Source organism: Actinoalloteichus sp. GBA129-24, assembly GCF_001941645.1.
GTDB classification, from domain to species: domain Bacteria; phylum Actinomycetota; class Actinomycetes; order Mycobacteriales; family Pseudonocardiaceae; genus Actinoalloteichus_A; species Actinoalloteichus_A fjordicus.
Genome location: NZ_CP016077.1, coordinates 6,541,972 through 6,566,493, shown reverse-complemented (window position 1 = coordinate 6,566,493; position 24,522 = coordinate 6,541,972). Strand labels below are relative to the sequence as shown.

At 69.4% G+C, this 24,522-nt stretch carries 29 protein-coding genes; 15 read left to right on the top strand and 14 right to left on the bottom strand.

Annotated features, from left to right (window positions below):
* Positions 1-101 precede the first annotated feature (101 nt).
* Complete coding sequence (locus tag UA75_RS28185; RefSeq protein WP_075744310.1) at positions 102-509, top strand: cytidine deaminase; 408 nt, start codon at positions 102-104, stop codon at positions 507-509.
* A gap of 302 nt (positions 510-811) precedes the next feature.
* The gene (locus UA75_RS28180; RefSeq protein WP_075744309.1) at positions 812-2,122 is read left to right on the top strand and encodes a thymidine phosphorylase; all 1,311 of its coding nucleotides are present in this window, start codon (positions 812-814) and stop codon (positions 2,120-2,122) included.
* A 363-nt stretch (positions 2,123-2,485) separates the two neighbouring features.
* Here UA75_RS28180 and UA75_RS28175 read toward each other — a convergent pair whose 3' ends face one another.
* Entirely contained in the window at positions 2,486-3,685 is a 1,200-nt protein-coding gene (locus UA75_RS28175) for a hypothetical protein (RefSeq protein WP_232237509.1), read from the bottom strand.
* A gap of 359 nt (positions 3,686-4,044) precedes the next feature.
* Here UA75_RS28175 and UA75_RS28170 point away from each other — a divergent pair, with 359 nt between their 5' ends.
* Positions 4,045-5,133 (top strand): adenosine deaminase, encoded by a 1,089-nt coding sequence (locus tag UA75_RS28170; RefSeq protein WP_075742813.1) that lies wholly within the window; start codon positions 4,045-4,047, stop codon positions 5,131-5,133.
* A gap of 140 nt (positions 5,134-5,273) precedes the next feature.
* Entirely contained in the window at positions 5,274-5,954 is a 681-nt protein-coding gene (locus tag UA75_RS28165; RefSeq protein WP_075742812.1) for a hypothetical protein, read from the top strand.
* 637 nt (positions 5,955-6,591) lie between these two features.
* Here UA75_RS28165 and UA75_RS28160 read toward each other — a convergent pair.
* A complete protein-coding gene (locus UA75_RS28160; protein ID WP_075742811.1) occupies positions 6,592-7,905 on the bottom strand; it encodes a primosomal protein in 1,314 nt (437 codons plus the stop codon).
* Between the two features lie 196 nt (positions 7,906-8,101).
* Between UA75_RS28160 and UA75_RS28155 the strand changes: the two genes are divergently transcribed.
* Entirely contained in the window at positions 8,102-8,713 is a 612-nt protein-coding gene (locus UA75_RS28155; RefSeq protein WP_075742810.1) for an SMI1/KNR4 family protein, read from the top strand.
* 79 nt (positions 8,714-8,792) lie between these two features.
* Here the strand turns inward: UA75_RS28155 and UA75_RS28150 are convergent, their stop codons facing one another.
* From UA75_RS28150 to UA75_RS28130, 5 genes are all read right to left on the bottom strand, one after another.
* Positions 8,793-9,536 carry an ABC transporter permease gene (locus UA75_RS28150; protein WP_075742809.1) on the bottom strand — a complete coding sequence of 248 codons (744 nt, stop codon included), beginning with the start codon at positions 9,534-9,536 and terminating at the stop codon, positions 8,793-8,795.
* Positions 9,533-10,522 (bottom strand): ABC transporter ATP-binding protein, encoded by a 990-nt coding sequence (locus UA75_RS28145; RefSeq protein WP_075742808.1) that lies wholly within the window; start codon positions 10,520-10,522, stop codon positions 9,533-9,535. The genes UA75_RS28150 and UA75_RS28145 overlap by 4 nt, the downstream gene beginning before the upstream one ends.
* On the bottom strand, positions 10,519-10,854 hold the full coding sequence (locus tag UA75_RS28140; RefSeq protein WP_075742807.1) for a transcriptional regulator: 336 nt from the start codon (positions 10,852-10,854) through the stop codon (positions 10,519-10,521). The genes UA75_RS28145 and UA75_RS28140 overlap by 4 nt, the downstream gene beginning before the upstream one ends.
* On the bottom strand, positions 10,851-11,543 hold the full coding sequence (locus UA75_RS28135) for a hypothetical protein (RefSeq protein ID WP_075742806.1): 693 nt from the start codon (positions 11,541-11,543) through the stop codon (positions 10,851-10,853). Before UA75_RS28135 ends, UA75_RS28140 begins: the two co-directional genes overlap by 4 nt.
* A gap of 462 nt (positions 11,544-12,005) precedes the next feature.
* Positions 12,006-12,407: a RidA family protein gene (locus UA75_RS28130; RefSeq protein ID WP_075742805.1), complete on the bottom strand. Its 402-nt coding sequence runs from the start codon at positions 12,405-12,407 to the stop codon at positions 12,006-12,008.
* Positions 12,408-12,491: 84 nt separating this feature from the next.
* Here UA75_RS28130 and UA75_RS28125 point away from each other — a divergent pair, with 84 nt between their 5' ends.
* Positions 12,492-13,466, top strand: coding sequence for a helix-turn-helix transcriptional regulator (locus tag UA75_RS28125; RefSeq protein ID WP_075742804.1), 975 nt, complete (start codon positions 12,492-12,494; stop codon positions 13,464-13,466).
* A gap of 63 nt (positions 13,467-13,529) precedes the next feature.
* On the opposite strand, the gene UA75_RS28120 is transcribed toward UA75_RS28125, so the two are convergent.
* From UA75_RS28120 to deoC, 3 genes are read right to left on the bottom strand one after another with little or no spacing between them, the layout of a single operon-like run.
* A complete protein-coding gene (locus tag UA75_RS28120) occupies positions 13,530-14,423 on the bottom strand; it encodes an aldehyde dehydrogenase family protein (protein ID WP_075742803.1) in 894 nt (297 codons plus the stop codon).
* The gene (locus UA75_RS28115; RefSeq protein ID WP_075742802.1) at positions 14,416-15,849 is read right to left on the bottom strand and encodes an aldehyde dehydrogenase family protein; all 1,434 of its coding nucleotides are present in this window, start codon (positions 15,847-15,849) and stop codon (positions 14,416-14,418) included. The genes UA75_RS28120 and UA75_RS28115 overlap by 8 nt, the downstream gene beginning before the upstream one ends.
* 8 nt (positions 15,850-15,857) lie before the next feature.
* Entirely contained in the window at positions 15,858-16,847 is a 990-nt protein-coding gene (gene deoC, locus UA75_RS28110) for a deoxyribose-phosphate aldolase (protein ID WP_075742801.1), read from the bottom strand.
* Positions 16,848-17,309: 462 nt separating this feature from the next.
* Between deoC and UA75_RS28105 the strand changes: the two genes are divergently transcribed.
* Genes UA75_RS28105 through UA75_RS28090 form a run of 4 tightly spaced genes read left to right on the top strand, consistent with a single transcriptional unit; the run spans position 17,310 to position 19,121 of the window.
* Positions 17,310-17,567 carry a hypothetical protein gene (locus UA75_RS28105; protein WP_075742800.1) on the top strand — a complete coding sequence of 86 codons (258 nt, stop codon included), beginning with the start codon at positions 17,310-17,312 and terminating at the stop codon, positions 17,565-17,567.
* A complete protein-coding gene (locus tag UA75_RS32260) occupies positions 17,564-18,394 on the top strand; it encodes a hypothetical protein (RefSeq protein ID WP_083683708.1) in 831 nt (276 codons plus the stop codon). Before UA75_RS28105 ends, UA75_RS32260 begins: the two co-directional genes overlap by 4 nt.
* Positions 18,395-18,742: a hypothetical protein gene (locus tag UA75_RS28095; protein ID WP_075742799.1), complete on the top strand. Its 348-nt coding sequence runs from the start codon at positions 18,395-18,397 to the stop codon at positions 18,740-18,742.
* A gap of 37 nt (positions 18,743-18,779) precedes the next feature.
* The gene (locus UA75_RS28090) at positions 18,780-19,121 is read left to right on the top strand and encodes a hypothetical protein (RefSeq protein ID WP_075744306.1); all 342 of its coding nucleotides are present in this window, start codon (positions 18,780-18,782) and stop codon (positions 19,119-19,121) included.
* 397 nt (positions 19,122-19,518) lie between these two features.
* Here UA75_RS28090 and UA75_RS28085 read toward each other — a convergent pair whose 3' ends face one another.
* From UA75_RS28085 to UA75_RS28070, 4 genes are all read right to left on the bottom strand, one after another.
* A complete protein-coding gene (locus tag UA75_RS28085) occupies positions 19,519-19,866 on the bottom strand; it encodes a hypothetical protein (RefSeq protein ID WP_075742798.1) in 348 nt (115 codons plus the stop codon).
* Complete coding sequence (locus UA75_RS28080) at positions 19,863-20,603, bottom strand: hypothetical protein (RefSeq protein WP_075742797.1); 741 nt, start codon at positions 20,601-20,603, stop codon at positions 19,863-19,865. Before UA75_RS28080 ends, UA75_RS28085 begins: the two co-directional genes overlap by 4 nt.
* Before the next feature lie 148 nt (positions 20,604-20,751).
* The gene (locus tag UA75_RS28075) at positions 20,752-20,940 is read right to left on the bottom strand and encodes a DUF397 domain-containing protein (RefSeq protein WP_075742796.1); all 189 of its coding nucleotides are present in this window, start codon (positions 20,938-20,940) and stop codon (positions 20,752-20,754) included.
* On the bottom strand, positions 20,937-21,755 hold the full coding sequence (locus UA75_RS28070) for a helix-turn-helix domain-containing protein (protein WP_075742795.1): 819 nt from the start codon (positions 21,753-21,755) through the stop codon (positions 20,937-20,939). Before UA75_RS28070 ends, UA75_RS28075 begins: the two co-directional genes overlap by 4 nt.
* 319 nt (positions 21,756-22,074) lie before the next feature.
* Between UA75_RS28070 and UA75_RS33515 the strand changes: the two genes are divergently transcribed.
* The 5 genes from UA75_RS33515 (at position 22,075) to UA75_RS28050 (ending at position 24,183) form a co-directional block, all read left to right on the top strand.
* Positions 22,075-22,248, top strand: coding sequence for a hypothetical protein (locus UA75_RS33515; protein ID WP_157434470.1), 174 nt, complete (start codon positions 22,075-22,077; stop codon positions 22,246-22,248).
* A complete protein-coding gene (locus UA75_RS28065) occupies positions 22,245-22,745 on the top strand; it encodes a hypothetical protein (protein WP_157434469.1) in 501 nt (166 codons plus the stop codon). Before UA75_RS33515 ends, UA75_RS28065 begins: the two co-directional genes overlap by 4 nt.
* Entirely contained in the window at positions 22,742-22,981 is a 240-nt protein-coding gene (locus tag UA75_RS28060) for a hypothetical protein (protein WP_075742793.1), read from the top strand. The genes UA75_RS28065 and UA75_RS28060 overlap by 4 nt, the downstream gene beginning before the upstream one ends.
* Before the next feature lie 94 nt (positions 22,982-23,075).
* On the top strand, positions 23,076-23,555 hold the full coding sequence (locus UA75_RS28055; RefSeq protein ID WP_075742792.1) for a hypothetical protein: 480 nt from the start codon (positions 23,076-23,078) through the stop codon (positions 23,553-23,555).
* Between the two features lie 217 nt (positions 23,556-23,772).
* Complete coding sequence (locus UA75_RS28050) at positions 23,773-24,183, top strand: MarR family winged helix-turn-helix transcriptional regulator (RefSeq protein ID WP_075742791.1); 411 nt, start codon at positions 23,773-23,775, stop codon at positions 24,181-24,183.
* Positions 24,184-24,522 lie beyond the last annotated feature (339 nt).

Below are 24,522 nucleotides of genomic sequence, written 5' to 3'. Positions count from 1 at the left end.
GCCCGGTCCGCCGGGACCGGGGTCGCTTTCGACTGTTCGGCCGCAGGCGGTCGTGATCGGCGACCGCGCCGACGTGATGAGGAGAACCGACGAAAGTGGACATGCGCACCGATGCCGCCGCGATCGACTGGGCGGCGTTGCGGGCGGCTGCGGTGAACGCCGCGGGCCTGGCCTACTGCCCGTACTCGGGACTCCAGGTGGGCGTGGCCGCCTACTGCGACGACGGCAGGATGATCACCGGCTGCAATGTCGAGAACGCGTCCTACGGGTTGGGTCTGTGTGCCGAGTGCACCATGGTCGGCCAACTTCGTCTCACCGGCGGCGGCAGGCTGACGGCGGTGGCCTGCCGCAGCGGAACCGGCGAGCTGCTGATGCCCTGCGGCCGCTGCCGACAGCTCCTGTACGAGTTCGGCGGGCCGGACTGCCTGGTGGACACCCCGAGCGGGCTCCTGCCGATGAGCCGGGTGCTGCCTGACGCGTTCGGCCCCGACGACCTGCCAGGTCGCTGACACCCCGCTGCGATCGCACGGTGCGCGGGCCCGGGTCGGCAGGGAGCTGCCGTCGTCGTCCGCGCACCTCCTGGCCGGGGCCGACCGGTCGGTGAGCGGGAGCGGGTGCCTGCCGGTCGCGCCCTCGTCCAGACGACGGCGCCGTGGTCGGCCGCCGAGCAGCCGGGCCCGATTCGTCCGATCCGACACCGCCGTCGATTCGGCGACCGGGAGACTGGCACTGCCCGGTGCACAGCCACCGCAGCCTGCCCGACACCGCCACCATCACCCGCATCGAAAGCGGGGACCGGAAGGGACACATGATGACCGGCAGACACGACGCCGTCGACGTCATCCGCACCAAGCGGGACGGCGGCAGGCTCTCCGACGGCCAGATCGACTGGGTGATTGACGCCTACACCAGGGGCGTCGTCGCGGACGAGCAGATGTCGGCCCTGGCGATGGCGATTCTGCTCAACGGGATGGACGGCGCGGAGACGGCTCGCTGGACGCGGGCGATGGTGAACTCCGGCGAACGTCTCGACCTCACCGGCGTGGACCGACCCACCGTCGACAAGCACTCCACGGGGGGTGTCGGAGACAAGATCACCCTGCCGTTGGCCCCGTTGGTGGCGACCTGCGGTGCGGCCGTCCCCCAGCTCTCCGGCCGGGGCCTCGGCCACACCGGCGGCACGCTGGACAAGCTGGAGTCAATTCCCGGCTGGCGCGCTGCCCTGTCGCCGTCGGAGATCCGTGCCCAGCTCAACAGCATCGGGGCGGTGATCTGCGCGCCCACCGACGGACTCGCGCCTGCCGATCGGAAGCTGTACGCGCTGCGCGACGTCACCGGCACCGTGGAGTCCGTGCCGCTGATCGCGGGCTCCATCATGGGCAAGAAGCTCGCCGAAGGAGTCGACGCGCTCGTGCTCGACGTGAAGGCGGGCTCCGGGGCGTTCATGAAGACCGAGGCAGCCGCCCGCGAGCTGGCCAGGACGCTGGTGGAGATCGGCGACCAGCACGGACTGCGGACCACCGCGCTGCTCACCGACATGAGCACGCCCCTCGGCCGCACCGTCGGCAACGCCGTCGAGGTCGCCGAGTCGATCGAGGTGCTCCAGGGCGGCGGTCCCGCCGACGTGGTCACGCTGACCGTGGAACTCGCCAGGGAGATGCTGCGACTGGTCGGCATCGACGTGGCGGGCGCGGCCGACCCGGCCGAGGTGCTCGCGTCGGGACGTGCCTACGAGACCTGGTGTCGGATGATCCAGGCCCAGGGCGGCGATCCCGACGCACCGCTGCCCACGGCCGCGCACCGACAGGAGATCCTCTCCGAGACGGCGGGGACCGTGCTGCGAATGGACGCCTACCAGGTCGGCGTCGCGGCCTGGCGGCTCGGCGCGGGTCGGGCGCGCAAGGAGGACGCGGTCTCGCCGGGCGCAGGCCTGCGGCTGCTCGCCGTTCCCGGCGAGACGGTGGCGGCGGGACAGCCGCTCTTCGAGCTGTACACCGATGACCTCGACCTGGTGCCTGGCGCGCTCTCGGCCTTGGCCGTCGCGGTCGAGATCGGCGAACCCGTGGCGCCGACGGCGACTCCGCCGCTGGTCACCGACTTGATTCGCGGGACGGCGGGCTGAGCGTGCCGCCTGCGGCGGGCTGACCGCCGCAGGCCGGTGACTGACGGCCGCCGGGGCGGAGGCGTCTCGACGCGGACGGCGCCGACGACCGATCTGCCGGACCGATCACGAGATCGGCGCTTGACATGACGACGCGGGCCGAGGATCGCTCCTCGGCCCGCGTCGGTGTCGTCCGATCGATCGGTCGCCTGCCTGCGCCTCAGAGCCTGTCTTTAATCCCCGCTTTCCTGTTGCGCGGGGCCAGCGCGGCGATCTGCGGCGTTGTCGTCAGTCAACATAACTCCGTTATGTCTCTTTCCTCCGCCTGGCAGCTCAGCCACGCTGATCCCCGCTCACGACTCCAGAGGGATCAAAGACAGGCTCTCAGGCGCTCTCGATGGCCGTGTCCAGGTCGTCGTCCTTGTCGGAGTCCCGGTTCTTGCCCGGCTTGCCCCGGCTCGCCCTGCGCTGCTGACGCGGCAGGGGAGTGGGTGCGGGGGGCGCACTGGGGGCTCCGCCGCCGAGGATCAGCTCCGCGAACGTCGCCATCGCCTCGTCGAGCTGGCCCGCGTTGCGCCGCTCCGAGTCCTCGTTGGCGCTGCGCACCATGAGGTTCAGCGCCTCGGCGTCGGGGCGGTCGGCCAGGGTGCCGTCGATCCGGCTGAGGTGATCCTCCACCGCCTGATTCACCGCGCTGAGGCGGTTGACCACGTCCTGGTCGACCTCCTGCAGCTTGCTCTCCACGGCCTGGCTGAGCTCGCCGATCCGCGTGTTCAGGCCCGAGTCGACCTGGTCGACGCGGCCGGTGACGTCCCGCAGCCGCGCCGTGATCTGCTCCAACCGCTCCGCGAGGGCGTCGAGCTTCTCGGTCGGGTCGACCGCGGGCCTGCTCATCAGGTCGTCGAGCTTGGCGTGAACCGATGCCCTGGTGTCGTCGATGCGGCTCTGGACGGCGTCGCGGCTGCTCTCCACGCTGCTGCGCAGTCCGTCCGAGGCCTCGGTCACCGAACGCTGCAACGCGTCCTTGGTGCCGTCGAGGTGCTCGTGCACACCTTCGTCCACCTCGTCGATGCGCGAGCGCAGCGACAGCTCGAGGACGTCCATGCGCTCCCGGACCGGTCCGTGCACCGAGGCAGGCAGCGCGTCGAGCCTGCCGTCCTGCTTCTCCAGGTGCAGACCCAGCTCGTCGAGTCGCTTGTGGACGCTGGTCAGCCGGTCTTCCATGCCCTCCATCCGGCCCGAGACGCCGTCGATGCGCCCGTCGAGCTGGCTGTAGGGCTTGGAGAGCTTGTCGACCAGCCCGTCGACGGCCTGGAGCAGACCTGCGATGGCGGTGTCCTGCGACTCCAGTCTCGCAAGCGTCTCGTCGAGGCGCTCGGCCAGGACGCTGACCTCGGTCCGATCGGGCAGCTCGGAGATGCGCTTGCGAACCGAGCCGAGCGACTCCAGCGGTGAGAGCCTCGCGTGAATCTCGTCCAACGCATCGAAGACTTGCTGCTGTTCGCTGTCGCGGATCTCCGCAGCACGCGTGAGCATGCTGCGCATTCGATCGAACGACAACGCAGCGTGGTTGTTCTCGTTCACGGCGGGGGTGACCTTCGTCGAGGGGATGGGGCGACCATGCCGAGCCTAGCCAGTTCGGGCGAGGCGCGAAACCACCCCCCGCGTCAGCCTGACTACCAGGCGTGCGGTGTGGTGGCGCCACTCCAGACTGGACCGGAGGCGTCGGCGATCTTCGATTATCGAACGAGTGTAGGAATAACTCCCCCGACCGATGTACCCACTCACCCCGGACTGTGATCACTCCGCCGCCAGCGTGCTGACCGGTAGAGCGAGATCGTCCAGCCTGTGGAGTGAGATCCTCTCGACGGCCTTGATCATATCGTCGAGATGGCCGTCCCGGTGTCGATGACCGCACCCGGCGTGGCGATAAGTTAGCCCCCATGTCGACCCCGGTGACTCTGGAAGCGATTCGGCGCGCGCCGAAGGTGTTGTTGCACGACCATCTCGACGGCGGGCTCCGGCCGCAGACCGTGATCGAACTCGCCGAGGAACACGGCTGGTCGAACCTCCCCGACACCGACGAGGCCGCTCTCGCGGTGTGGTTCCGCGAGGCCGCCGACTCCGGTTCGCTGGAGCGTTATCTGGAGACCTTCGTGCACACCGTCGGCGTGATGCAGACGAAAGAGGCGCTGGCCAGGGTGGCCGCCGAGTGTGCGGTGGACCTCGCGGCCGACGGCGTCGTCTATGCCGAGGTGCGCTACGCACCGGAACAGTTCCAGGAGCGCGGCCTCGGCCTCGACGACGTCGTCAACGCCGTCACGGAGGGCTTCGAACGGGGAGCGGCCGAGGCGGCGGCGGACGGCCGTCGAATCCGGATCGGCACGCTGTTGTGTGCGATGCGACAGAACGCACGCTCCCTGGAGATCGCCGAACTGGCCGTGCGGCACCGTGACGAGGGTGTCGTCGGCTTCGACATCGCAGGCCCGGAGGCGGGTTTCCCGCCCAGCCGCAATCTCGACGCCTTCGAGTACCTGCGGCAGAGCAATGCGCACTTCACGATCCATGCGGGCGAGGCCTTCGGCCTGCCCTCGATCTGGGAGGCCGTCCAGCACTGCGGCGCGGAGCGCCTCGGCCACGGAGTCCGGATCGCCGACGACATCACCGTGGCAGACGACGGGACGGCGACCTTGGGCAGGCTCGCCGCCTACGTCCGAGACCGCCGCATCCCGTTGGAGCTGTGCCCCTCCTCCAACCTCCAGACCGGGGCGGCCGAGTCGATCGCGGCGCACCCGTTCGGCCTGCTGGCCGAGCTGAACTTCCGCGTCACGGTGAACACGGACAACCGATTGATGAGCCACTGCTCGATGTCGGGGGAGTTCGAGAAGCTGGCGGCCGCCTTCGACTATGGCTGGGCCGACCTGCAGCGGTTCACCGTGAACGCGATGAAGTCGGCCTTCATCTCCTTCGACGAGCGGCTGGCGCTCATCAACGACGTGATCAAGCCGGGTTACGCCGAGCTGCGCGGCTGAGTCCGCGCCGACCGAACAGAACGTCTCCCGTCACCTTTTCGGGGGTGATCTGCTGGTGAATGTACGAGTTCGGCGGCTCCCCGCCTCTTCCTCGTAGCGCGGCGACTTCCGCCGCGTCGAGGAGCGAGGGGACGAGACAGATGAATCCGTTGCACACACCGGGCATCAGGCGGCTCCGGGCGGCTGCCGTCGTGATCGCGCTGGCCCTGATCGCCGTCCTCTGGCCGGGAGCGGGTCAGGCGAGCGCCGAGTCGGCTCCCGCCGGCTGGGCCGCCCGGCAGGCAGAATCGGCCAGGGCCGTCGAGTCGAGACCGCACCAGGACAGGGCGGACTCGTCGCCACGCCATCAGACGAGAGCAGAGGTCTTGGCCATGGAGACGTGTCAGGTCGGTGACGTCGCATCCAGTATCGGTGATGCGGTGATCGATCCCGAGACCGGCGAAGGCCGGGCGGTACTGCTCGTCTCGGCGCGGTGGGCGGCCGTGCGGTGCCTCCTCGGCGCCCGACCGGACCGGGTCGCCTTCATCGATGCCGAGGGCGCGGCGCTGCGCACCAGCGTGACGTTTCTCGACGCCGCAGGCGGCGCGGCCGGGGCCGCCGACGATCCCCAGCCGGTCACTCTGGACGTCGAGCACTCGGTGGCAATCGACCTGTACTGGCACGGGGTGGACACCGGTTCGGCGCAGGGGAGTCCCGCCGTGCATCCGGCCTTCCTGCACGTGTGGCTGCCCGGCCTCGACGGGCCGGTGGGCGGCCGATGGGAGCACGGACCGGTCTACAACACGGGGGTGATCGAGATCGGCCCGCTCCGGCAGACCTAGCAGAGCTGAGCTCGGCGACGGCAGGCCGGTTCGCGGTGGCGCGAGTTCTGTCTCCTGTCGGTGCCGACGGCTTGACGGCTGCCTTGGGCGCCGCAGGCCGTGCGGTGGCGGCCGAGTCGGTGCGGCTGGTGTGTCGGGGTCGGGTCGGCACCGGTGCTGATGTCGGCTGCGGCGGCCTCGGACCGCTCGATCAGGCCAGGCTCCCGAGCAGGCAGCGCCGCCTGAGCAGGCAGTCGCAGGCGGGTGGCGGTCGACGGTCCCGTGGACGCCGCCGGGAGGCGAGACGGGCGCGGCGGGCAACGCGGACGAGGTGCGAAAGGCAGACGAGGGAGGGGACGCCTGCGAGGTGATGGCCGGGTGACGCCGTGGCGAACGCTGAGGCGCCTCTCGAACTGAGCCGAGGGGAGCTTCCTGCGAGGAGGCAGGGCGCAGCCTGGGGCGAAGAGCCGCAGGCTGCGGGGCTTTCCAAAGGCGGCCGGGGTTTCTGCGACCGAGCCGGGGTTTCTGCGGCGGAGCCAGAGTTTCTGCGAAGCAGCCGGGGTTCCTGAGACGGGTCGGCGGACTCGACGGCGGCGAACGCCGACGGGGCGGTGAGCCCTTCGGCCCGCCGCCCCGTCGGTGGATCACTGCGCGCCGGTCAGTCGCGGCTCTTCTTGTTGAGTCGCTTCTCGAAGTCGGTCAGCAGACTGCTCCAGCTCTTCTGCTCCTCGTCGTAGGGAGCGCTGGGCGCCATCCGGGTCGGGTCGGGCCGCAGCACGAACGAGACCAGCCAGCCGAGGCTCTCAGAGGACTGAAGGGCGTCGTGGACGCTGTCGTCGTCCGCCCAGTCCGCCGCGTCGGTGAGCAGTTCGACGGCGAGTTCGAGCTGGTTGGGGTCGATGCCCTCCGGCCCCTTCGCCAGGTCCTCGTCGATGCCGATCAGGTGGTAGGTGTTATCGGTCTCGACCTCGACCTCGAGTTCGCCCGCCGTCGCCCGGTCCAGCACCTCGGTCCAGGTGGACACCTCGGCGAGTTCGTTGCGCTCGGCGTCGTCCTCGGCGTCGGCACCGCCCGCCTCGTGGTGCTCGGCGCTGGTGACGAGGAATGCGGTCAGGTCGGCCAGGCTGTCGAAGACGTCGATCTTGCCTTCGGAGCCGAGGAACACCGGGTCGTCGTCCAGATAGCAGCGCAGCGTGTAGTAGTCGCCGCTCTCCATGACGAGCCGGATCGGGTCGATGCCGACCTCGCGCCAGAAGCCGGGCTCCTCCTCCGCGTCGGCGTCCTGATCGGCGTCGGCGTCCTCTTCGGAGCCTGCGGAGCCCTTGGCGGCCGCGCCTGCCTTGGCGGGCAGTGCGGCGTCCTCCTCGTCCTCACCGGGCTCGGGCAGCTCTTCGGCGGCGGCGGCCACGGCGGCCTCGGGGACGTCCGGCACGGTCATCACGTCGTCGAGGGCGTCCAGGACCTCGTCCCAGCGCTCGGCCACCACGGTGGACAGCTCGGTCCACAGGCGTCCGCCGTCCCGGCCGCTGAAGGGCAGCGTGCCCTGGTCCAGCATCGAGAAGCCGGTGGCGGAGTCCAGTACCTCTCGCACGACGTCGAGCTCGCAGACCTCGGCGAGCGCACGGAGGATGGCGACGATGTCGGACAGCTCGCCGACGGTCCAGGTGTCCGGCTCCTCCGCCAGCAGCTCCGGCACGCCGACCAGGTCGAACTGGTGGTCGGTGTCCGGGATCAGCTCGGCGGCGGCGAGTTCGGGGACCAGCGACCATGCGGGGTGATCGATCAGGTCGTGTTCGCGCGCGGTGCGGATGAACGCCACCAGGTGTGCCACGTCGGGGAATCCGTACAGGTCGTCCTCGTGACCGAGGAACGCCTCCCACTCTTCGCCGTCCTCCCGCCATCGAGGGGCCCAGAGGGTGACCACGTCACCCTCGGTCAGCCCCAGTTCGATCGGGACGATGTCCTGCGCCATCGTTGTACCTCCGGTGCCGCTCGCCCAGGGCGTGGCACGCCCGGCCGGGATGAATTGCCACGGCGCAGCCTACGGGCTGACCGGTCGTGCGGGATCACCGGTCAGCACCCGATTACCCCTACCGCCACGTCGACGACCCTTGATCATCGGTCCGTTGGCGGTACCGCCGAACGGTGTGAGTCGCCATCGTGATGCCATGGAAGTCCTCACACAGTGGAACCGGATTCTTCAGTGGTCGGCGCGGTATGCGCCCGGCACGCATGCCCAGCTCGCCGACGGTGCATCGCGTGCCGACATCGAGGCTGCGGAACGGGACCTCGGCTTCGAGGTCAACCCCGAGCTTCGCACCTGGTGGTCGGTGTGCGACGGCACCAGGGAGGGTCGATTCGCCGAGTTGTTCCCGCCGTTCTACACCCCGTGCGGCCCTGCGGAGTCCGTGCGGTCCTGGCTGGTCAGCAAGACGATCTGGCAGGACGCCTGGGAGCTGCCCGACACGGGGCGCCTCGCGGGCTCCTGGGCACACGGCTATCACCCGAGGTTCGTTCCCATCGCCTTCGACGGTCTGGGGAATCACCTGGTGATCGACCTGCGCCCCGGACCTCGACGGGGCGCGGTCCTGGAGTGGGATCACGAGCTGTGCCATGTCGAGGAACCCCGATGGCCGAGTCTGGCCGGGTTGTTCTCCGACGTCGCGCAGGCGCTGGAGACCGGATCGGTGATCGATCACAGCCGTGCCTGGGTCGATCCGGATGGTCAGATCGACTGGCAGATCGGCAACTGGACTGAGACGGGGAGCCCGGGCCGCTGAACCCCGCGCTCGATCCTCGGCTGCCGGTGGCAGGGGCGGATCGAGGAGCAGGGGCTCGACGGCACCGGACTCCATGTTCTCAGCGGAATCGTCGGCCTTCGTCGCGACGGAAGGCGAAGGCCGCGAACCCGGCCAGCACCACGGTCCAGGCGAGCAGCACCCCGAGGGCGGTCGTCGGCAGGGGCGTTCCGGTGAGCACGGAGATCACCATCTCGCGCCCCGCCCTGGTCGGAAGCGTCTGGGAGAGCGCGTCGAGCCAACCGGGGAACAGCTCGGGCGGGAAGAACAGCCCACCCGCGAAGGCGAGGGGGAACACGAGTAGCTGCACGACGACGTAGACCGCCTTCGAGGACAGCAGGTAGCCGATCCCGAGCCCGAGCAGCAGGAACGGCACGCCGATGGCGAGCAGCAGGACGACGGCCAGCAGGATGCGCACCGGGGACGCCGTGGCGTTCGTGAACAACGCCGCCGTGAGGATCACCGGGATCAGGCCGATCAGCGCGAAGAACAGGCCGTTGAGCACCCGGCCGCCCAGCCGTGGTCCCGCGCCAGCAGGCAGGGTGCGCAGGTAGCCGTCCCACGGCCTGCCGCGTTCCTCCGCGATCTGGGCGCCGAAGGTGTAGAGGCAGACGTTGACGATGGAGAAGAGGGCGAGTTGCCCCGCTGCGTTGGTCGAGGCCACCGGGTCGCCGGACACCGCCTCCATCGGCACGACGAAGAAGAACATCATCAGCGACGGGAACACGAGGAAGCCGACCACGGCGATCGGGACCCTGGCGTTCTCCAGGACCTGGTATCTGGCGTGCAGCAGCATCATCTTCATCGGGCGTCTCCCGCCGGGGCCGGGTGTCTCTGCGTCGAGTCGGGTGCGGCGGTCAGCGCGACGAAGGCCTCCTCCAGCGAGGCGGTGGTGATCTGGAGGTCCTCGAAGGGCGTGCCCGAGAGCACGAGGTCTCGCACCAGCTGGTCGGGGTCCTGGGTGAACAGCTGCACTCGGCCGTCCGTCCGCTCGCTGCGCAGCACGCCGGGCAGTTCGGTGACGGCATCCGACCCCGGCAGCGGCTTGCCGGTGACGGCATCCAACCCAGGCAGCGGCTTGCCGGTGACGGCATCCGACCCCGGCGTCCGCAGATCCACGCGGCTGGTCGCGACCTGCGAGCGGATGGCGTGCAGGCTGTCGTCGGCGAGCACGCGCCCTCGGTCGATGACGACGACCCGCTGAGCGAGCGCTTCGACCTCCTCCAGGTAATGGCTGGTCAGTACCAGTGTTCCGCCCGTGGCGTGGTAGTGGCGCAGCGCGCCCCACAGCGCGTGCCGCGCTTCCACGTCCAGGCCGGTGGTCGGCTCGTCCAGCACGACGATCCTGGGCCTGCCGACGAAGGCCAGCGCGACGGTGAGCTTGCGCTGCTGTCCGCCGGAGAGCGCGCCGGTCTGCTTCGCCGCCGAGTCGGCGAGGCCGAACTGCTCCAGCAGTTCGCCGGTCGGGCGCGGATCGGCGAAGTGGCCTGCCACGAAGTCGACGACCTCCCGCACGCGCAGCGTCTCCGGCAGGCCGGTCTGCTGCGGTGTGGTGCCGAGCCCCGCCCGCCGGGCAGGCTTCCTCGGGTCGCCGCCGAAAAGCTCGACGCGGCCGGAGGTCGGCTTGCGGACCCCGGTGAGCAGGCTGATGAGCGTCGTCTTGCCCGCCCCGTTCGGGCCGAGCAGCCCGACGAGCTGGCCTGCGGGGATGTCCAGGTCGACGGAGTCCAACGCGATCACGTCGCCGTAGTGCTTGGAGGCGTTCACCGCCCTGGCCAGAAGTTCTGTCATAGTCTCGTTCCTTCGGGATCTGGTGTGTCCTCGGGACCGACGGCGGGTTCGAGCAGTGAGCGAAGGGCCCGCACGTACTCGTCGAACGCACTGCGTCCCCGCGTGGTCAACGTGAGATAGGTGGCCGATCCCCGCTTCACACTCGTGATGTATTCGCTGGTCTCCAGCTTGCGAAGGTGAGTGATTAGGTTTCCCGGCGTCATGTCGAGCAGCTTCTGCAACCGGGTGAAGGCGATCTGATCACCCGCGCCGAGTGAGGCGAGTGTGCTCACGACCCGGAGTCGGGCCTGGGCGTGGATGACCGGGTCGAGGTCGCCTGCCTGCGGGCTCATGCCCCGTCGCCTGCGGGCAGGGCGGCCCGGTCCGCACGGCGTTCGGCACGGAGTTGGAAGACCCCGAACACGAGGAGCCCGCCCCCGCCCGCCAGGGACATCACCAGGTAGTGAAAGGGAATGCCCGCGAAGGCGCTGGCGGCGGTGCTCGCGACGATCCACAGCCCGATGCCGTACTGCCAGACGTCGGAGAACACCGCGCCGCCGGAGAGCAGCAGCATCCCCGCCATCAGCCCCGGTGCGGCCGACCACAGGAGATCGGCCGCACCGGGGCTCACCCCCAGCGGCATGACGGCGATGAGGACGGCGGCCGTCCCGACCATCCCGACCATCCAGGAGATCCCGTACATCGCGGCGGACTGCTGTGAGCCGCCGCGCAGCCCCCGACTGCTGCGCGCCACGACGAACCAGGTGCAGACACACGCCATGCCCAGCAGCATGAAGTAGATCAACAGGGCCGGACCCTGGCCGATCGGCAGCAACGGCTCCGGTCGAATGACCAGGAACAGCACCGCGTAGCCGAGCAGCCAGGCGGCGCCGAAGCTCAGCGGGATCACGGTGAAGCCGCTGAACAGCTGGTTCTCGGTGCGGCGCTGCTGCTGCCGGATGAGTGCCAACATCGCGGCCGGGTCCGTGACCTCGGCCGGTTCGGCGTCCTGCCGTCTCGCGTCGTCCTGCATCAGGTCCACCGCCGTCCCACCTACTTTGCGATACAAAGTCACCGTCCTGCACTTTGTATCGCAAAGTAGAGATCGAGACAAGCGGGGATGGTCGGGCCAGGTCGTTCGCGCGTCCGCCGCGTATCCGTCGAAGGACGCGATCGCCGCAGGTCACCGCCGGGTTGATCGACCGGTTGCGGCCTCCGAGAAGGCATCCGGCGATCACGGCGGGAATCGTGGGCGGTCGACAAGGAGACCTCGCCGCGCCCCGGCCAGCGAGTATGGCCGGCTCGTGGGCTCGTTCACCCGTGGCCTGCATGGTGGTCAAAGAGACGACCGGGCTCGTGCCCACAGGTTCACGGCTGGGACCGTGGTGGATCGTGCTCGCCTCGAGCCTGCGGCCTGGCCAGGCAGGCGAGGGCGTGTGCGATGTCGTGCTGAGCACGCTCCGCCCGCATCGGGGTGATCAGCCCCGATGCGGGCGGCGGCGAATCAGGGGCGGGCGGCGACGGCCTCGACCTCGAACAGCACGTCCGGTGTAGCCAGGCTCGCCACACCGATGATGGTCTGCGTGGGCGGCGTCGTGCCCCAGTTCTCCTGCACGGCCCCTGCGATCGGCCCGAGCTTGCTGACGTCGTGGTCCACCACATACGTCCTGAGCTGGACGACGTGGCTGAGGTCGAGCCCGTGGGCGGCGAGAGCGACGCCGATGTTGCGGAAGGTCTGCTGCACCTGCTCGGCGAAGTCGGCCGAGACGATCTCGCCCTCCGTGGTCGATCCGAACTGACCCGCGACCAGCACCAGGTCCGTCCCTGCGGGGACGGCGGCGGTGTGGCTGTAGCCGCGCGGGACCGGGTTGTAGAGACCGGCCGGGTTGACGATGGTGTGTGACATCTGGGATTTCCTCTCCTGTGTGATGAGGCAATCCTCGCGGGAATACACGACACCTTATGTCGGGTATTCCCGTAGAGTTTTCGAATGCGCGCCGACCGGTTGGTATCGCTGGTGCTGCTGCTGCGTCGGCATGGTCGGCTGTCCGCCGCCGCGCTGGCCCGCGAGCTCGAGGTGTCCACTCGCACCGTGCTGCGCGATATCGAGGCGCTGTCCACGGCAGGAGTCCCGGTCTACGCCGAACGCGGCAGGCACGGCGGCTTCGCGCTGCTACCGGGTTTCCAGACCGAGCTCACCGGGCTGAACCACGATGAGGCACTCGCCCTGCTGGTCGCCGGATCACGGCGCGGCGGGCAGACGTTCGGCCTCGGCGCGGCGCTCGCCTCGGCCATGCGCAAGGTGGTCGACGCGCTACCCGAAGGCCAGCGGTCTACTGCGGCAGGCGCGGTCCAGCGACTGCTCATCGAGCCGGAGGCCGACCTCCTCGCGCGCAGGCTGGTCATCGAGGAGGTGCCGGACGCCATCGTGGCCGAGGTCCGGCGCGCGGTGTTCGCCGGACACCGGCTGCGCATCCACTACGCGGCGGTGGACCAGCCGCCGAAGTGGCGCACGGTGGACCCGATCGGCCTGGTCACCGCACGCGACCATGGCTACCTGCTGGCCACGAGGTCCGGTGCGAACCGCACCTACCGGCTGTCCCGGATCTCGGCCGCCGAGGAACTCGCCGAACCTGCCCAGCGGCCGGACCGGGTGGATCTGGACCGGGTCTGGCAGGACCGCAGTACGCGATTTCGGACCGACGGCGACCAGGTCACCGTGCTGGCACGGGTGAACCCGGCGCGGCGGGCGGAGCTGGTGGGCACCGCGCTGGCCGTCCTCGCCGAGGAATCCGACGCGGACGGCCAGCTGCGGCTAGAGGTCACCTTTCAAGACTCGCGGCACGCCGAATGGGCGCTGTGGCAGCTCGGCACGAACGCGGAAGTGCTGACCCCGCAGTGGTTGCGCACCGCCCTGTACGACCGTGCCGCCGCGATCGTGGCGAGCTACGGAGTGCCCTCCTGATGAATCGTCGGCTTCGGCAGCCCGCCGCCGAAGCCACCGGTGCGGGCCGGGATCGCCTGCGCCTCACACCCCCACGGGATGCCACACGGTCTTGTGCTCGATGAAGGTCCGCAGCCTGCGCAGCTCGGGCCTGCGCGTCCAGTCCGGTTCGGCGCTCGGCGCGTGCAGCACCCGTTTCACGGTGCCCGCCGCCGAACGCTCCAGCTCCGGCTGGAGGATCTCCGGCGCCCCGGTGAGGTCGAGCCCGTTGACGTCGGCGTGCGAGGCCAGCCACGGGGCCAGCTCCACCGGGCTGCCGGTCAGGATGTTGACCACCCCGGCGGGCAGGTCCGAGGTCGCCAGGACCTCGGCCAGCGTCATCGCGGACAGCGGGCGGGCCCGGCTGGTGACCAGCACCGCCGTGTTGCCGGTGGCGATCACCGGTGCCAGCACGCTGACCAGGCCGAGCAGCGACGAGTCCTGGGGCGCGAGGATGCCGATCACGCCGCTGGGCTCGGGCACGGTGAAGGAGAAGTACGGTCCGGCGACCGGGTTCGACGCCCCGAGCACCGTGGCGATCTTGTCGGTCCAGCCCGCGTACCAGACCCAGCGGTCGATGGTCAGCTCCACCAGGGCCGCCGCCCGCTTGAGCGGCAGACCCTCCTGCGCGACGACCTCGGCGGTGAACTGCTCCCGCCTGCCCTCCAGCATCTCGGCGATCCGGTAGAGCACCTGCCCCCGGTTGTAGGCGGTGGCGCCGGACCAGCCCGCGAAGCCCTTGCGTGCCGCGACCACGGCGTCGCGGACGTCCTTGCGCGAGGCGTGTGCGGCGTTCGCCAGGAAGGCGCCCTTGGCGTCGGCGACCTCGTAGACGCGGCCGGACTCCGAGCGGGGGAACGCACCGCCGATGTAGAGCTTGTAGGTCTTGTTCACCGACAGCCGGGGGGCTGCGGTGCCCGACACCAGTCGATTAGACATCGAGGTAGGCCTCCAGACCTGCGCGTCCGCCTTCGCGGCCGAATCCGGACTCCCGGTAGCCGCCGAACGGGGCGGTCGGGTCGAAACGATTGAAGGTGTTCGCCCACACGACGCCCGCCCGGAGCCGCTGCGCGGCCCACAGGATGCGCGAGCCCTTCTCGGTCCAGACGCCTGCGGACAGCCCGTAGGGCGTGTTGTTGGCCTTGGTGATCGCCTCATCGGGGGTGCGGAAGGTCAGCACGGACAGCACCGGCCCGAAGATCTCCTCCTTGGCGATCCGCATCGACTGCTGGACCTCGGAGAACACCGTCGGCGCGAAGAACAGACCACGTTCCGGGAGCGGGCACGGGCTGGTCCACCGTTGCGCGCCCTCCGCGTCGCCTGCGTCGCTCAGCTCGATGATCTTGTTCAGCTGCTCCCGCGAGTTGATCGCGCCGACGTCGGTGTTCTTGTCCAGCGGGTCGCCCACGCGCAGGGTGGCGATCCTGGTGCGCAGCCTGGCCAGCAGCTCCTCGGCCACCGACTCCTGCACCAGCAGCCGGGAGCCCGCGCAGCACACGTGGCCCTGGTTGAAGAAGATGCCGTTGACGATCCCCTCCACCGCCTGGTCCAGCGGGGCGTCGTCGAAGACGATGTTGGCCGCCTTGCCGCCGAGCTCCAGGGTCAGGCGCCTGCCCGTGCCCGCCAGCGTCCTGGTGATCTCCTTGCCGACGTCGGTGGAGCCGGTGAAGGCCACCTTGTCGACGTCCGGGTGACTCACCAGCGCGGCGCCGACGTCGCCCGCGCCGGGCAGGATGTTGACCACGCCGGGCGGCAGCTCGGCCTGCCGACAGATGTCGGCGAAGACGAGCGCGGTGAGCGGGGTCGTCTCGGCCGGCTTGAGGACCACGGTGTTTCCGCAGGCCAGAGCGGGCGCGATCTTCCAGGCCAGCATCAAAAGCGGGAAGTTCCACGGGATGACCTGCGCGGCGACGCCCAGCGGACGCGGCTCGGGTCCATAGCCCGCGTAGTCCAGCTTGTCCGCCCAGCCCGCGTGATGGAAGAAGTGCGCGGCGGCCGTCGGCACGTCGGTGTCCCGCGACTCCTTGATCGGCTTGCCGTTGTCCAGGCTCTCCAGCACGGCCAGCTCACGGGAGCGTTCCTGGATCAGCCGGGCGATCCGGAACAGATACTTCCCGCGTTCGGCGCCGGGCATCCGGCCCCACACGCGGTCGTAGGCCCGCCTGGCCGCGCGGACCGCGAGGTCGACGTCGTCCGGCGACGCGGTGGCGACCTCGGCCAGTACCTCTTCGGTGGCCGGGTTGACCGACTTCAGCGGCTTGCCCGCGCCGTCGACGAACTTGCCGTCGACGAACATCTGATAGGAGGTTCGCAGGTTCGCCAGCTCCCGAGACTCCGGCGCTGGCGCGTATTCGAAGGTAGGCATGGCGCTTCTCAGTCCACCGTCACATAGTCGGGGCCGCTGTAGTGGCCGTTGCGTTGGGCTCGGCGCTGCATGAGCAGGTCGGTCAGCAGGCTGGACGCGCCGAGGCGGAACAGGTCGGGGGTCAGCCAGTCGGCCCCGGCGACCTCGTGCACCGCCACCAGATGACGGATCGCGTCCTTCGTGGTGCGGATGCCGCCTGCGGGCTTGACGCCTCGGTACTCTCCGGTCCGGTCGTGCCAGTCCCGTACTGCCTGCAACATCACCTGGGTGACCGGCAGCGTCGCGGCGGGGGACACCTTGCCGGTGGAGGTCTTGATGAAGTCGCCGCCCGCCAGCAGCGCCAGCCAGGACGCCCGCCGCACGTTGTCGTAGGTCGCCAGCTCGCCCGTCTCCAGGATGACCTTGAGATGCGCGGAGCCGCAGGCCTGCTTGACCGCCTGGATCTCCTCGAAGACCTGTCCGTAGCGCCCGGTGAGGAAGGCGCCCCGGTCGATCACCATGTCGATCTCGGTGGCGCCCGCCGCGACCGCGAACCGCGTGTCGGACAGCTTGACGTCGCGGTGCGCGCGGCCGGAGGGGAAGGCCGTCGCCACGCTGGCGACGCCGATCCCGCTGCCGCGTACCGCGTCGACGGCCACCTCGACCAGGTCGGGGTAGACACACAGCGCGGCGACCTGCGGGACGTCCGGATAGTCGGAGTCCGGGCGCCGGGCCTTCGCGGCCAGCGACCGCACCTTGCCGGGGGTGTCGGCGCCTTCCAGGGTCGTGAGGTCGACCATGCTGATCGCGGTGTCGATCGCCCACAGCTTGGCGGCCTTCTTGATGCTGCGGGTGGCCAGGCCTGCGGAGCGCTGCTCGACGCCGACCTGGTCCACACCGGGCAGCCCGTGCAGGAACCGACGCAGCGAGGCGTCGTCGCGGACGGCGTCGGACAGGTCGCCGGGTAGTGCGCTCGCAGTCCGATCCGATGCCTCGGTCGTCGTCGACGTGGAAGCCATACCGGCAGTCTAAGTGCCTGGCAGATGATCCTCTTCCGCCGCGAGCGGCGCAGTGGTCTCCGCCGCGAGCGGCGCAGTGGTCTCCGCCGCGAGCGGCGCAGTGGTCTCCGCCGCGAGCGGCGCAGTGGTCTCCGCCGCGAGCGGCGCAGTGGTCTCCGCCGCGAGCGGCGCAGTGGTCTCCGCCGCGAGCGGCGTAGTGGTCTCCGCGCGAGCGCGGGGTGGTCTCCGCTGCGAGCGGTGCGGTGATTCCCGCTGTGAACGGCGTGCCGGCTCCCGCTGCCTGCGCCGCAGTGGTTCCCGCCTGCGGGGACGGACGACGGATGCGCCCGTTCCCGCCGGGCGGGGCGCATCCCCGGCCCCGGAGTCGTTCGTCCGTCGGAGCGAGTGATCCGCGCAATCCTTTGTGTCTGTCTGCCGCACCCGGCACGATGTGATCGACGCCCGGCGTGATGAGGAGCAGGCGTGGACGAGCAGCAGCAGGATCTGACCGGACTCGCCCGCAGACTTCCGATCGAGGACATCGTCCTCGGCAGGGACGAGGCGGCCAGGGTCGCCGCCGAACTCAGGAGGCTGTGGGCAGGATCGTTGGACGGGCGGGCCGAGTCCGCCGTGCATCATCTCGTCGTCGGCGGGTGGAAACTCGACGGCGTGCTCGCCAGGCTGCATCGCTGCGCCGATCTCATCCAGTCGGAGGCCGCCCGACGGTCGGCCTCCTCATGACCTCCGTCGGAGAGGTCGCCGCCCGCCTGCGCGCCGCCGTCGATCGGCTGCCTGCCGATGCGCTACGCGACGCGCGCAAGCTGCTCATCGAGGAGATCGAGCCGCTGCTGCACCGGGCCAGCCAAGGCGACGAGGACTTCGTCCTGCTCGACGCCCTCGGCCTGCTCGCTGCGGCGGTCGACGACCTCGCCGACGTCGCGGCCTACTTCGAGCACGCCCGCGCGCTGACCGACGAGTACGCGGCGGAGCACGGGGGAGGGGGGATCGTGGACCCGGGCGGTCCCGCCGTAGGTGCGGGGTCTGCCGACTCGCGGCCTCTCCGGACGGAGGCCTCAACAGGCCCAGATCTCCGGCCCCCGGCAGCTACACCCGCCGCCCCGTCTGTCGGAGAGCCGGTGTTTCCCGGCGATGTGCGGGTAGCCGAGCTGAATCCCACCGAGAAGACCCTGGTCGCCGAGGCGCTGGCGCAGGGAATCAAGATCAGTCCTGATCGCGTGCTGCGGATCGGCCGTGCACCGGGCGGTCGGATCGTGTGGTTGGAGACCGGAAATGCGAACAAGGGTCTGCGACACATGCTGGAACGAGGCAGGCCCGCACAGTTCGCCGATCAAGGCGTCGCCGCCGAGCACATCCCCGATGTCGTCCTGCGATGTCTGTTGGTGGGAACGCCCGTCGGCGTGACCGGCAGGGATCGCGTGGTCTATGAGACTGAGCATCGTGGTCAGCTCATCTGGGTCGGGGTGACCGTGGCGGACAATGGATTCATCGTGAGTGCGAATCCCGTGTCACGAGGCAGCAGACTCAAACCACTGAAAGTGGGTGACTGAATGTCGGACCGTGCGGTGGTCAAGCTCGCTCTCGGGCTGGACTGGCAGGCGGGTCCCTTCTGGCTGTGGCGAGACGAGCCGCTCCCGGAGGAGTTCGACAGTGCGGAGGTGACCGAGGTGCTGGAGCTGTCCGAGAGCCTGATCGCCGAGATCATCGAATGGGACTCCGTCTACCAGGCGAAATGGACGCTCATGATGGAGGATCGTCCGATCTTCGCGACGGAGGAGGACCGCCTTCGGTTCCTGGCATGGGGTCGGGTATTGGCTCGCCGGGTGCGGGCGGAGTGTCCGCCGGAGGTGACGGTGACGTACTCCGGTGACGGTTCGCTGGACGAGTTGATCCCGTAAGGGAATGGGCTGCGGCGGATCGAAGGAGAGCCCCGGCATGGCCGACGGGATACGGCTGGAACTCGTCGCCGACTGGGCGGGCGGGCCGTTCTTCGTCACCTCGGCAGGAGAGCGTTCCGGCGACCACTACGTGGACGAGATCGCGTCCGTCGTGCCGCTCAGCTCGGACCTGCTGGACGACGTCAAGGCCTGGGACGATCACTATCAGGGGCTCTTGGATCAGCAGGACCCGGCGGGCTCCGGCTTCGCCAGTGCGGAAGATCGCGATCGGTTCCTGACGTGGGGTCGGGAGTTGGCGCGGCGGGTGCGGGCGGAGTGTCCGGCGGAGGTGACGGTGACGTACGCAGGCGACGGTTCGCTGGACGAGTTGATTCGTTGAGGCGGCGGTGGGGCAAGGCTTGCCGCTGCCGTCGGCCGGGTCGCGTGGTGTCACGAGGGTCGGCGGCGGTGACGCAGGTGGTGGGGGGCCGGGGCGTTCGACGGGTGCTGGCCTGCCCGTCGGGCCGGGCGGCCGGAAGTTGGCTGCTGCGGGTCAGCGGAGCCTGCCGACAGGTGACGGAGTGGGCGGCCTTGACGTCCCTCCCACCAGCTCGCCGTAGCGGGACTCCTTCATCGATGATCGCGTGACAGCCGGTCGGCTCGTTCTTCGGAACCGCTTGCCAGCCCCGTCCGGAGGACGACGCGAGCAGTGCTCGGGGACTCCGGGACGTGCACTTTCGCCATGTTCTGATCAGCGACGGAGAGAAGCGACCAGTAGGCCCCGACCCGCGCGGAAGTCAGAAAACACATTCCCCTTCCTGGAATTCCCCGCGTCCCTCATAGCCGACGCGGCCGACGTTGGGCGACTCGCGCTTTATTCGCGCGGCCAGCTCCTTTCCCTTCTCGACCCATGCCTGGTGTGCCTCCTCGGAGCTGAATCCCGATGAGCTCGGATCGCCCATGTCCAAGGTGTCCTGGTATTCCTGATCCCAGGCTTTGAGCTGTCGGACCAGGTCGGCGCTGAGCTGGAAGAACCTCGCCGTGTCGTCGATCGTGTGGTTGAAGACGTCGCCGTCCTGAGCGTCGAAGAAAAAAGGCGGCTGCCGATAGCCGGCCAGAATGTCCAGGTCGATGCGGTTGCTCATAGCGTATACCTCCTTCTTCCTATGGGATAAGCTGTGACAATGTATCCATTGTCTGCCACCACAATGGTGATGGGCCGTTTTTCTCCGTCGCCGCATTCCACTTCATACACTTCTCCGTCGTCAAGCGTTCCCACCTGGTCGCCATGCTCAAGGCAGTCGAAGATCACGTCGATGATCCGATGTCGGGGAATCCCATAGTTCCCGAATTCCCTGGTCCGCTTTGAGCGGACGATATGCGCTTGTCCCGATGATCCCTCGTGGCCGAGTTCCAGCCACACCAGGTGGCCGCGTTGGTGTCGGGCTGCTCGGACGACTCGGTCGGGGCTGATCTTAGCGCCGCCGCGTTGAAGTTCGGTGATCTCGGCGCCGTAGCGCTCCGCAGGGGCGTCGGGGCGTTGGATCGGGCGGGTGGCGATGTCGTGGGGTTCGGTCTCGGGGTGTCGGTCGGTGATCGTCGTGTCGTCGATGATGCCGTGTCCGGCGATCTCGCGGCAGTAGGCGTCGAGGATGTTCTGTGCCGCGAGGAGGGCTGTCCGTGCGGCGTGGATGTCGTTGGTGGCGGCGAGTGCGCAGTGTCGGGCCGACTCGACTGCGGGTTGCGTGGAGCCGGTGGTTGCGGTGTCGAAGGTGGTGGTGCCGTCGTCGATCGCCTGTTCGGCGTGGGCGGTGGCGGCGAGGGCGTCGACGAGTAAGGCATGGGCACGGCGCAACTCCGTCACGACGTCGATCACGGACACGATCCGACTCCTCACCGTCAGTGATAAGCCTCATGGTGTCGGATCGCGCGATGCCACCGACAAGCGGGGCGGCGGATTTTCGGGGAGAAGCAGCCCAGGGGCGGTGTCGTGCGAAGAACCTCGCTCGACACCGTCCGTGGACGCGGGGTCAGCGGAGTCTGTCGGCCTTGATCGCGCCGAGGAAGCCCGTGAAGGCGGCGTGGCCGACGACGAGGGTCCCGCCGTCGCGGTTCTTGGTGTCGCGGATGCCGACTAAGCTGGAGGTACGGCCGACCTCGACGCAGTTGGTGGTGCTGTGGCTGCGGCTGGACTTCTGCCAGCCGGTCAAGCTGTTCATGAGGGCTGCTCCCACCTGGCTAGTTGTCGCCGAATCGCGTCTACGGATTCCTCCGGCTGCAACGCCGAGCCCGAGACCGCCTCCAGAACGCGACCGTAGGCGGTCGTGTGTTTCCGCTTGTCGAGCAGGATCGAGGCTGCGTGGTGCTCGACGTGAATCACGCGGCCATAGGAAGTATCCAGGACCATGAACGACCCTTCCAACCCTGGATGTACTTGATCACCAGGTAGCAGCCGAATGGTCACGTTCGGCTGCTTCGACATGACGAGCAGGTGGTCGAGCTGCTGGACCATCGCTTCTGCGCTGCCGACCCTCCGTGTCAAGGCTCCTGCATCGATGATCGCCGTGTACTCGATCCTGCGGAGAACTTCTTGCCGCCCGATCCGCAAGGTTGCACGGCCGTCAAGGTCGCGGGCGTCCGGCCCGGCGCTTGACATTACGGCCCGTGCGTATTCCCATGTCTGGAGCAGCCCCGGAACGATCATCGCCACATCGGTAATCCGTTCGGCCGCACGTTCATGAGCTATGAGGTCGGCAAGCGCGGGCGGGAACTCACTCCCGGTGGCCCACCTAGGGCTTTGGTCGTCGTCGAGCATCTCGACGAGACGGTCTCGCTCGCGACCACGAACGCCGAGCTCATCCAAGATGGCCAGGACTTCACGAGCTGGCGGGGTGCGCTGGCCGGTCTCCCACCTGCTGAGCGTAGTGGGGTCAATCCCGACTGCATCGGCGAGCTGCTGTCCGGTGAGCCCTGCCGCATCCCGAGCTGACTTCAGCGCTACGCCGAGTGCCCGAATTCTTGGTGGTGGCGCCATGCGCCGGAGCGTACTTGGCACAACGCCCCTCGCCGACATTCGATCTATTGGGGGATAGACAGCAACTTGCCGTCAAATGCACTCTTGCCGGCATGTCTTTGATTGACAGCTGGAGGCCATCAGTGGCCCTGACTCTCTCGATCCCCGGTCTGCTCGGCCCCGTCATGCTCGTCGCGACGGGCTGGTCGGCTTGGTGTGATCCCGTGTCTCGGCGCGATGCGTGTGTGCCAGAGCGCTTGTGGACCGGCGGCCATGGCGCTAGCTGTGCGCGGCTCGTGCGGTTCGTCGTCACTCGGCGGCGGGTCGGTGGTGCGTTGTGATGCCGGCCGTCGCTGTGGGTGTGTTCCTGCTCGTCGCGGGGTTCTCTTTGGCGGTATGGGGTTACCGCGTTCCGGCGTCGCGTCGACCGGGGCATCTCCGGACGGTGGCGTTCTCCGTGATCGTGGCGCGGTTGGCTGAGGAGCGCCTGGGCACCGTGGCGGTGCGGCTGTGACGACTTTGTTCGTGTTGTTCCTCGACACCGACACCAGGGGTGGTGTCATGTTCGTGACCTCGGGTGTCGGTGGGGTGTTGGTCGAGGGTGTTCGGCCGGGTCGTGATCCGGTACGTGCGGCGATCAGTGCGACCGACGCGGTGGATGTTCTTGAGGGTGTGTGGGCGGGGCGGGTTGTCGATCTGCCTGCGATGGACGGTGTCACCGGCCTTCGGCGGCTTCGGTTCTGGTCTGGGCCGCAGGGGGTCGAGGTGTCGATCCGCAGTCGCGCCGCGACGCTGGGCCGTTGGCTGGTTCACGCCGACCGTGTCCCGGAACTCGGTGACGCGCTGCGCCGCGCGCTGACCACCGCCCGTACCCACACCACCACCGGGGCGGCCCTGGGCACGAACACCGTGCCCTTCGACACCGAAGCCCAAAGCGAGGTCGCGGTCGGGATCGGCGCAGGTGGCGCTGTCGCCGCCGCGCTCCAGGTCGTCCCCGGCGGCCGCCGATGACCGGCCCGTGGTTCGTCCGGTCCGTGGGCGACGGGGACACCCACCGTGCCCACCGGGAGTACTGGACGTCGGACGGACTCGCCCGCATCCGCCCGGTCTGCGACCCGACCACCGTGTTCACGGCGCTGAACCGCAGGCCCGTGGCCGTTCCGTACTACGACGAGCATCGCTGCCCGGACTGCCTGACCGCCTCGCGCGTTCCCGACCGACCGCGTCATCTGGCGGTGGTCCGATGAGGACGCTCGTCACTTACCGGGCCGTTCCGGTCGTGCACCGGCTGCGGGCCGCCCGCGTCCGGCCCTACATCGTGGTGTTTACCGGCGGGCGACGATGACGCCCGGTGAACGCGAGGTCGCCGCCGAGCCGTTGATGAGGCGGCAGCCCGCGCCGCCGCTGGTCGGGATCTTCCTCGATCTGCACACCGTGTTCGTCAACGTCGGCGAACCCGTGCCACTCGACGGCGATCGGACATCCACGATCTGCGGCGCCACGGTCACCATCGGCCCGGTTGCCGTCGACGGCCCCGCTGGAGTGGTGCCCTACGTGCAGGACTGTGCGTACTGCGCCGCGATCCTCGACGGCGACACGACCCCCGCGCTGTTCACCGCCGGGTGGTCGCTCTGCCTGCGCCGCATCGACCCCGACGGCAGCCCCGGCCCGGTCCACATCATCGGAGCCGAGGGCGTCGACGACACGACACTGACCACCCGGTGCGGCAACCGAATCATGCTCGACGACACCACCGAACAGGTCGACCCCGGCCACGGCGTCCCCTGCACCCCCTGCCTGCTCCGTTCAACCCCGAACTGACCACCACACCACCGACTGTCCAGCACCCAGCACCGACACCGAGGAGAACACTCACATGCCCGTGACCCGGCCGCCCGCCACTCCGGCCCCGCCCGACCGGCCCACGCCACCTTCCGCCGCACCACCGAATTCGACGGCGAACAGGCGAACGACTACGCCCCGACCAGCGCACGCCGCCACGCCGACCCCGCTCGACGTCGCCGTCGGCGCAGGCACTGTGACGGCTGAGCCCTGGGTCCTCTGGGAAACCCTCATCGCCGCCACCCAACGCTGGACCACCCAGCCCGCCGACGCCCTGCGCAACAACCACGGCATCACCGTCTACGACTACCGACTCCTCCGTCTGCTCGCCCGCACACCCCGACCGATGCGCAAGGCCGTCACCCACACCGCACTCGACCTCCCACCCCGAAGCCTCGACCACAGCATCACCCGCCTCGCAGACCGGGGCTACCTCACCGTCACCGGCCGAGGCACCGAGAAACGACTCGCCCTCACTGACTACGGCATCGAACTCCTCGAAGCCGTCATCGACACCCTCCGGACCGCCACCGCCGAACCCGCCACCGCACTGCCACCCCGCGACCGCACCGTCCTCGTCACCCTCCTCAACCGACTACGCCACTGACCAGAAACACCGCCGCGCCGGGTGGCCTCCGCTGTCGTCCAGCCCGGCGCGGAAAGCGGCGAGCTCGTCGGCGAAGGTCACCGCCCGGACCGGACCGGGCCGTGCGGCCAGTCACGCCGGGGTCGTGGAGTCCAGTCCAGCGAGGTCGGCGCTGACCGCACGACCCTCCAGCCGAGTCTCGACGGCGTCGATCAACGCCGCGCCAGGCTGATCCCGCCGTAGGCAGCAAGCACGACGAGACCCGGCTGCTGAGGGAGGGCCGGGTGTCGTCGTCGCAGGCGGCGTCGTGAACAGGGCAGGGGGAGGTCCTCGGCGACGGGGAACTGTCCTGGTCGACAG

Excerpts from the sequence above, each read along its gene's own strand:
- UA75_RS28115 (WP_075742802.1), bottom strand. The coding sequence starts at position 15,849 with ATGCCTACCTTCGAATACGCGCCAGCGCCGGAGTCTCGGGAGCTGGCG.
- UA75_RS28130 (WP_075742805.1), bottom strand. The coding sequence starts at position 12,407 with ATGTCACACACCATCGTCAACCCGGCCGGTCTCTACAACCCGGTCCCG.
- UA75_RS28095 (WP_075742799.1), top strand. The coding sequence starts at position 18,395 with ATGTCGGACCGTGCGGTGGTCAAGCTCGCTCTCGGGCTGGACTGGCAG.
- UA75_RS28125 (WP_075742804.1), top strand. The coding sequence starts at position 12,492 with ATGCGCGCCGACCGGTTGGTATCGCTGGTGCTGCTGCTGCGTCGGCAT.
- UA75_RS28180 (WP_075744309.1), top strand. The coding sequence starts at position 812 with ATGACCGGCAGACACGACGCCGTCGACGTCATCCGCACCAAGCGGGAC.
- UA75_RS28150 (WP_075742809.1), bottom strand. The coding sequence starts at position 9,536 with ATGAAGATGATGCTGCTGCACGCCAGATACCAGGTCCTGGAGAACGCC.
- UA75_RS28170 (WP_075742813.1), top strand. The coding sequence starts at position 4,045 with ATGTCGACCCCGGTGACTCTGGAAGCGATTCGGCGCGCGCCGAAGGTG.
- UA75_RS28160 (WP_075742811.1), bottom strand. The coding sequence starts at position 7,905 with ATGGCGCAGGACATCGTCCCGATCGAACTGGGGCTGACCGAGGGTGAC.
- UA75_RS28120 (WP_075742803.1), bottom strand. The coding sequence starts at position 14,423 with ATGTCTAATCGACTGGTGTCGGGCACCGCAGCCCCCCGGCTGTCGGTG.
- UA75_RS28145 (WP_075742808.1), bottom strand. The coding sequence starts at position 10,522 with ATGACAGAACTTCTGGCCAGGGCGGTGAACGCCTCCAAGCACTACGGC.
- deoC (WP_075742801.1), bottom strand. The coding sequence starts at position 16,847 with ATGGCTTCCACGTCGACGACGACCGAGGCATCGGATCGGACTGCGAGC.
- UA75_RS28090 (WP_075744306.1), top strand. The coding sequence starts at position 18,780 with ATGGCCGACGGGATACGGCTGGAACTCGTCGCCGACTGGGCGGGCGGG.
- UA75_RS28185 (WP_075744310.1), top strand. The coding sequence starts at position 102 with ATGCGCACCGATGCCGCCGCGATCGACTGGGCGGCGTTGCGGGCGGCT.
- UA75_RS28070 (WP_075742795.1), bottom strand. The coding sequence starts at position 21,755 with ATGGCGCCACCACCAAGAATTCGGGCACTCGGCGTAGCGCTGAAGTCA.
- UA75_RS28155 (WP_075742810.1), top strand. The coding sequence starts at position 8,102 with ATGGAAGTCCTCACACAGTGGAACCGGATTCTTCAGTGGTCGGCGCGG.
- UA75_RS28140 (WP_075742807.1), bottom strand. The coding sequence starts at position 10,854 with ATGAGCCCGCAGGCAGGCGACCTCGACCCGGTCATCCACGCCCAGGCC.
- UA75_RS32260 (WP_083683708.1), top strand. The coding sequence starts at position 17,564 with ATGACCTCCGTCGGAGAGGTCGCCGCCCGCCTGCGCGCCGCCGTCGAT.
- UA75_RS28055 (WP_075742792.1), top strand. The coding sequence starts at position 23,076 with ATGACGCCCGGTGAACGCGAGGTCGCCGCCGAGCCGTTGATGAGGCGG.
- UA75_RS28085 (WP_075742798.1), bottom strand. The coding sequence starts at position 19,866 with ATGAGCAACCGCATCGACCTGGACATTCTGGCCGGCTATCGGCAGCCG.
- UA75_RS33515 (WP_157434470.1), top strand. The coding sequence starts at position 22,075 with ATGCCGGCCGTCGCTGTGGGTGTGTTCCTGCTCGTCGCGGGGTTCTCT.
- UA75_RS28165 (WP_075742812.1), top strand. The coding sequence starts at position 5,274 with ATGAATCCGTTGCACACACCGGGCATCAGGCGGCTCCGGGCGGCTGCC.
- UA75_RS28075 (WP_075742796.1), bottom strand. The coding sequence starts at position 20,940 with ATGAACAGCTTGACCGGCTGGCAGAAGTCCAGCCGCAGCCACAGCACC.
- UA75_RS28060 (WP_075742793.1), top strand. The coding sequence starts at position 22,742 with ATGACCGGCCCGTGGTTCGTCCGGTCCGTGGGCGACGGGGACACCCAC.